Origin of the sequence: uncultured Caballeronia sp. (assembly GCF_964243625.1) — a bacterium.
Taxonomy (GTDB): Bacteria; Pseudomonadota; Gammaproteobacteria; order Burkholderiales; family Burkholderiaceae; genus Caballeronia.
Genome location: NZ_CAXTGZ010000423.1, coordinates 1 through 5344, shown reverse-complemented (window position 1 = coordinate 5344; position 5344 = coordinate 1). Strand labels below are relative to the sequence as shown.

The window sequence follows — 5344 nt, the reverse complement described above, 5'->3', positions numbered from 1 at the left end:
GGGACGATGCATTGAACGTCGATGTCACGCGGGCGAGTTCTGGACGTTGTTTGGCCTTCGCAAGGAAATTGTCGACGACCGCCGCAAGCTGAGTGGTATTGCCATCCCCTTTGCTCTGAATCCACATCTCCGTGCCGCCGGTCGTGCCGAGTCCAGGGATCGATGGCGGATTCACAGGAAGGATGATCCCTTCCTTGACCTTCGAAAGATTTTCATAGGCACCGATCAGCACCGCTCGCGCATTCTGTGTCCGGATGTTCGCCCACTTGTAGCGTTCGTCGAAACTCTTGAATCCGACGAAAAACGCCGCGGCATTGTTCTTGTTCTGGCTATCGAGCAGACTGAAACCATCGATGACCGTCACGCTTCCAACCGCCGGCTGCTTCATGAAGTAGTCGGTGACGTGCTGGGAGACGTCGCCGGTCCGGTCAAGGCTGGCCGCGTCCGGCATGATCACCGCGCCCAGCAGATATCCCTGGTCTTCCGGCGGCAGGAACGACGTTGGAATGGACTTGCCCATGACGACCGCGAGCGCGATCATTCCCGCGAACAGCAGCAATGCGACCACGAAGCGTTTGATGACGAGTCGCACGACGCGTGTATAACCAGCGGTCATCTTTGCGAAACCGTTATCGAACCATCTGAAAAACGCTGGCTTCTTGTCGTGACCCGGCCTGAGCAGCAAAGCCGCGAGTGCCGGCGACAGCGTCAATGCAACCAGGCCGGAAAAGACCACCGAAATGGCGATGGTGATGGCGAATTGTTTGTAGAGCTGACCCGTTATACCGCCGAGGAACGCCACCGGCACGAACACCGCGCATAGTACGAGGACGATTGCGACCACCGGGCCGGATACTTCGTCCATCGCTCTTTTCGCGGCGTCCTTCGGACTGAGCTTGTGGACGTTCATGTTCCGCTCGACATTCTCGATCACCACAATGGCGTCATCCACCACAATGCCGATGGCGAGCACCATGCCGAACAGGGTCAGCATGTTGATCGAGAAGCCGAGTGCAAGCATGCCCATGAAGGTGCCAAATATCGATACGGGCACGGCCAGGACCGGAATGAGTGTGGCGCGAAAACTTTGCAGGAACGCGTAGACCACGATTACCACCAAAACCAGCGCTTCGAAGAACGTATAAACAACGTCGGAGATCGAGGCGCGAGTGAACTCGGTGGTGTCGAGCGCGATGTCATACTCCAGTCCTTCAGGGAAGGACTTTTTCATCTGCATGAGCGCTTCGCGGACCTGCTTGGACACATCGAGCGCATTCGCACCGGGTTGCTGATAAACCGCGATCACGGTTGCTGGCCTGCCTTGATACTTGCTTCGAATCGAATAATCTTTTTGTCCGAGTTGCGCGCGGCCGACGTCGCGCAGGCGCACGATAGCCGCGTCGCTGCTCGCCGCACGAATGATGATGTTGTCGAACTGGGTCGGGTCGGTCAGGCGGCCTGTGGTCGTGACCGCAAAGGACTGTTCGACAGGAGTGCCCGTCGGCGACTGGCCGATGCTCCCCACTGCAAATTGCTGATTCTGGTTCGCCACGGCCTTTTGCACATCGGAGGCGGTAATGCCGAGCTGTGCCATGCGGTCCGGCTTCAGCCAGATTCGCATCGCGTAGTCGGGCGTGCCGAAAATGCTCGACTGATTGGCGCCGGGCACGCGCTTGATTGCATCGAGTACGTAGATGTTGGTGTAGTTCGCAATGTAGGTCGGATCGTAGCGATTGCTCGGTGAGTAGACCGCGATCACCATCATGAACGCCGATGACTTCTTCTGGACCTGGATACCCTGCGCCTGCACCGAAGACGGCAATTGCGCCAACGCGAGGTTCACGCGGTTTTGTACATCGACTTGTGCAAGCGCCGGGTTCGTGCCGATGTTGAAGAACACGTTTAGCGTGAAGTTACCCGTCGACGAGCTCGACGAGTTCATATAGATCATATTGTCGGCGCCATTGACCTGCTGCTCGATCGGCGCGGCAACATTGTTCGCGACGACATCGGCCGTCGCGCCCGGGTAATTGGCCGAGATAGTGATCTGTGGCGGCGTTATATCGGGATACTGAGCAATCGGCAGGCTCATCATCGAAAGCGCGCCACCTAGCGTGATGATGATCGATATAACGGACGCGAAGATCGGCCGGTCTATGCAAAAGTGGGAAATGTTCATTTGGCCGATCCGCTCAATTTGCTGCGTTATTTCCGGACTTGCCTTGTGCAACGCGCTCGGTGACCATTTCACTGCTGATGGCGGCGGCCGGTGTCGCGGGCGCTTCGGTGATCTTCAATGGCGTGCCGGCTGCAACGCGAATGGCGCCATCGACAACAACACGCTCACCGACCTTCAGGCCGTCCGTGATGAACCAGTCATCTCCGTGCCAGGCGCCCACTTCAACGACCCGCTCATGAGCTTTGGAGTCGCCGTCGACCACCCAGACGAAGTGGCTCTTCGCACCTTGCAGGACGGCGCGTTGTGGAACAAGGATGGCATTGGGACGAGTCGCGCCGGACACCCGGGCGCGCACGAACTGCCCGGGTCGCAGACTGCCTCGCGGATTGGCAAACGAGGCGCGCACGAGGAAGGTTCCGGTCTGAGAACTGAATGCGGGGTTTGCGAAGCTGATACGGCCGTGCGATGGATACACAGTGCCGTCGGCCAGGATCACCGTCACCTCGAAATCATCGCCGTGCGGAAAGCGCAGTTGCTGCTTTCCGATTTCATCGCGATAACTCAGCATCTCGTTTTCAGACACGCTGAAATTCACCCACATCGGGTCGAGCTGATAGACCGTGGTCAGCAAGCCGGTTGCGGCTGCGGTCACAAAGCTGCCGTCTTGTTGTTTCGCGAAGCTGGACAGTCCCGCGAGCGGCGACTTGATGGTTGTGTAACTCAGGTTCAGCTCTGCGGTTGTGACCTGGCCCCTGGCCGCAATCACTGCCGCCTCGGCTTCTTTTTCGCTGCCGATGGCGTCGTCGCGGTCTTTCTCGCTCAGTGCGTTCTGTTTGACAAGCGGAAGCACGCGATCCAGATTGGCCTTTGCCACTGTAAAACGCGCCTGCTGCTGCGCAAGCTGACCCCGCGCCGATTGCAATGTGGCCTCGAACGGTTTTGCGTCCATCAAGAACAGGATCTGGCCGGCCTTTACAGGTTGACCTTCCGTGTAGACGCGCTTGTCCAGGAACCCGTCCACGCGGGCGCGGATTTCGACCTCGCGCGAGCTTTCGGTTTGAGCGGTAAATTCAAAGTCGACCGGCGTGTCGCGCTGGGTAACCGTCATCACGCTAACCTCGGTGGCCTGCCGGGGAAGCTCGTTCGCCGGCTTGCTGCATGCGGCAAGCAGCGTCATCGCCGCAGCGGCAAACGACAGGCGTCGCGTCCAGCGATCACGGGCACGGTTGGTTCCAAATGCGCTGATTCGCACCGATGACATCACCATGTGAGTCTCCCAATGGGCAACCGACTCTTGGATAAACCGCAGGCTAAACCCGGGATACCGAATTCTTAAGGCGCGGTACAGTTTCCAAAGACTACATACGCTTCTTCGCGATTGATGAGGGATACGGTCATGGAACCGTCGGCCTTGTCGATTGCAATGGACCATGCATACCCAAGCTCGGTACCCTGCAGGATCAGTTGGTCAAGTCCCTTGTCGATGAAACGGATAGGCGTGGTGCGCTTGGGACCGGCAATCGTCTGACCCGCGAAGTCGATGCGCATGAACTGCGGCATCCCGACAAACTCGGGAAGTCCGCGAAGGCAGGTCTCACCGGGGTCACATGCGTGTGCGTCGACTGTCGCGCAGATCAGCGGCCTGCTCCCGTCGAACTCAGCGGCGCTCGCTGCCGACGCGACCGCCATCAATGCGAGTGCAGCCACGCCATGCAATAATCTGGTTTTCATCGATGGTCTCCGATAGGCGCCGTGAGCGATCCTTACTGAATCGAGTAGCCGCGTCCCGTCATGCACGCACCAACGGCCCGGTTGTAAGTGGACATCTCCTGGGAGACCTGCTGCTGGTTCGACTGATGTTGACTTGCGGCGGCCTCATTCATGCGACGCTGCCGCAATCCCCCTCCGGCGGTCCCGGTCACGGCGCCAATTGCGGCGCCCTTGCCAGCATTACCCGCGATCGCCCCGATTGCCGCGCCAACAGCAGCACCACCAGCGGCTCCTTTTATGGCCCCCCCCTGCTTTGGCTGTCCGCCTTGTTGATTTGCGCTTTGCTCTGCAATGACAACGGGATCAACGCCTGTTGTCTGCTTCGCCCACAACTGGCATTCCGCCGTGTCCGAGTTCTGCCTTTGAGCGCTCTGCCCTCTTGCCGGATAAATGATCGGCTGCTGAGCTGTGGCTGAAAAAGCGAGCCCAAGTACCGCAGAGCCGATCAGAAGTCGCTGCATTCGTCGCATGGCCCGGCACCCTTCCGTCAAAGTTCCAGCCGCAACGGACCAAGAAATCCGGCCCGGGGGAGCGTGGTGCAAATCAATGCGCATGACTAACGCAACGAGGGCGATCCCTCAGGCGACGCCCACATCGTTACAGGCATCGCTCCGGCAGTCGTTACAGACGAGCGAACATCATCACTCGTCAAACTTCACAATCCGTTGCCCCTGGACCCCGAGACCTGCCATCAAACCCTGCTGACCAAAGATCATCGCGTAGACATCGGCTTTAAGCGTCTCGGACGTCATAGACTTCGCCACGCCGGCATCTACAACCACGACACTCGGCCCCATGCCCACAGACAAACCCGTGCCGCTGCTGACCGAGCTGATAGCCGTATCCGTCATCAGGAACAACGCCTCGGAATAGGTCTGACCGCCAGCCTGCAGGCCATACGACAAGCCGCGCACCCTGTAGTACCCGGTGATCTTTCCGTCAGGACTGAACATCACGCCCTTGCCGCCTTGTGCACCCACAATGAAACCCGCCTTGACGATGCTGGGAAATACCAGAACCCCCTTTGCCCGGTATTGCAGTTCCTGAGCTCGAGGCGCGTTGGCGAACAGTTGCTGCAGTGCTTCGCGCGCTTGCGCGTCGAGCTCGGGATCTCCGCCATTCGCAACGGTGGGGTTTGTTGAGCAGGCCACCGCGAGAAGGAAAAGAGGAATCGCCAGGAGAAGCCGAAGGGTCTTTATCATGATCAATGCTCCGTTGTGAGTGACATCAGGAACTACCTAGTTCAAAAAAGCCTCATATCTCCTGCATGGAACAATGATGCGATTGCCGCCGCGCCAATGCTATTGGACCTTGGTCCCATAGCTCCACTCATTTACCCTGTAGTACTAATCGCAGTGCGAACAGCTTTGATAAAAAGTTCGTCATTGAAAGGCT

General features: G+C 58.5%; 5 protein-coding genes. All 5 read right to left on the bottom strand.

Annotation, left to right across the window (positions count from 1 at the left end; all coding sequences use genetic code 11):
- Positions 1-2179, bottom strand: a 2179-nt coding sequence (locus ACFFAR_RS23600; RefSeq protein ID WP_375508566.1) for an efflux RND transporter permease subunit, incomplete at its 3' end; no start/stop codon positions are given.
- 13 nt (positions 2180-2192) lie between these two features.
- Positions 2193-3356, bottom strand: a complete 1164-nt coding sequence (locus tag ACFFAR_RS23595; protein WP_375508567.1) for an efflux RND transporter periplasmic adaptor subunit — start codon at positions 3354-3356, stop codon at positions 2193-2195.
- Positions 3357-3511: 155 nt separating this feature from the next.
- The gene (locus ACFFAR_RS23590; RefSeq protein ID WP_375508565.1) at positions 3512-3910 is read right to left on the bottom strand and encodes a hypothetical protein; all 399 of its coding nucleotides are present in this window, start codon (positions 3908-3910) and stop codon (positions 3512-3514) included.
- A gap of 32 nt (positions 3911-3942) precedes the next feature.
- Positions 3943-4410 (bottom strand): YMGG-like glycine zipper-containing protein, encoded by a 468-nt coding sequence (locus ACFFAR_RS23585; protein ID WP_375508564.1) that lies wholly within the window; start codon positions 4408-4410, stop codon positions 3943-3945.
- A 180-nt stretch (positions 4411-4590) separates the two neighbouring features.
- Entirely contained in the window at positions 4591-5151 is a 561-nt protein-coding gene (locus ACFFAR_RS23580) for a YSC84-related protein (protein ID WP_174364346.1), read from the bottom strand.
- Positions 5152-5344 lie beyond the last annotated feature (193 nt).

Bases quoted from the DNA above. Each gene is read 5' to 3' on its own strand.
- ACFFAR_RS23595 (WP_375508567.1), bottom strand. From the start codon at position 3,356: ATGACGCTGCTTGCCGCATGCAGCAAGCCGGCGAACGAGCTTCCCCGG.
- ACFFAR_RS23580 (WP_174364346.1), bottom strand. From the start codon at position 5,151: ATGATAAAGACCCTTCGGCTTCTCCTGGCGATTCCTCTTTTCCTTCTC.
- ACFFAR_RS23585 (WP_375508564.1), bottom strand. From the start codon at position 4,410: ATGCAGCGACTTCTGATCGGCTCTGCGGTACTTGGGCTCGCTTTTTCA.
- ACFFAR_RS23590 (WP_375508565.1), bottom strand. From the start codon at position 3,910: ATGAAAACCAGATTATTGCATGGCGTGGCTGCACTCGCATTGATGGCG.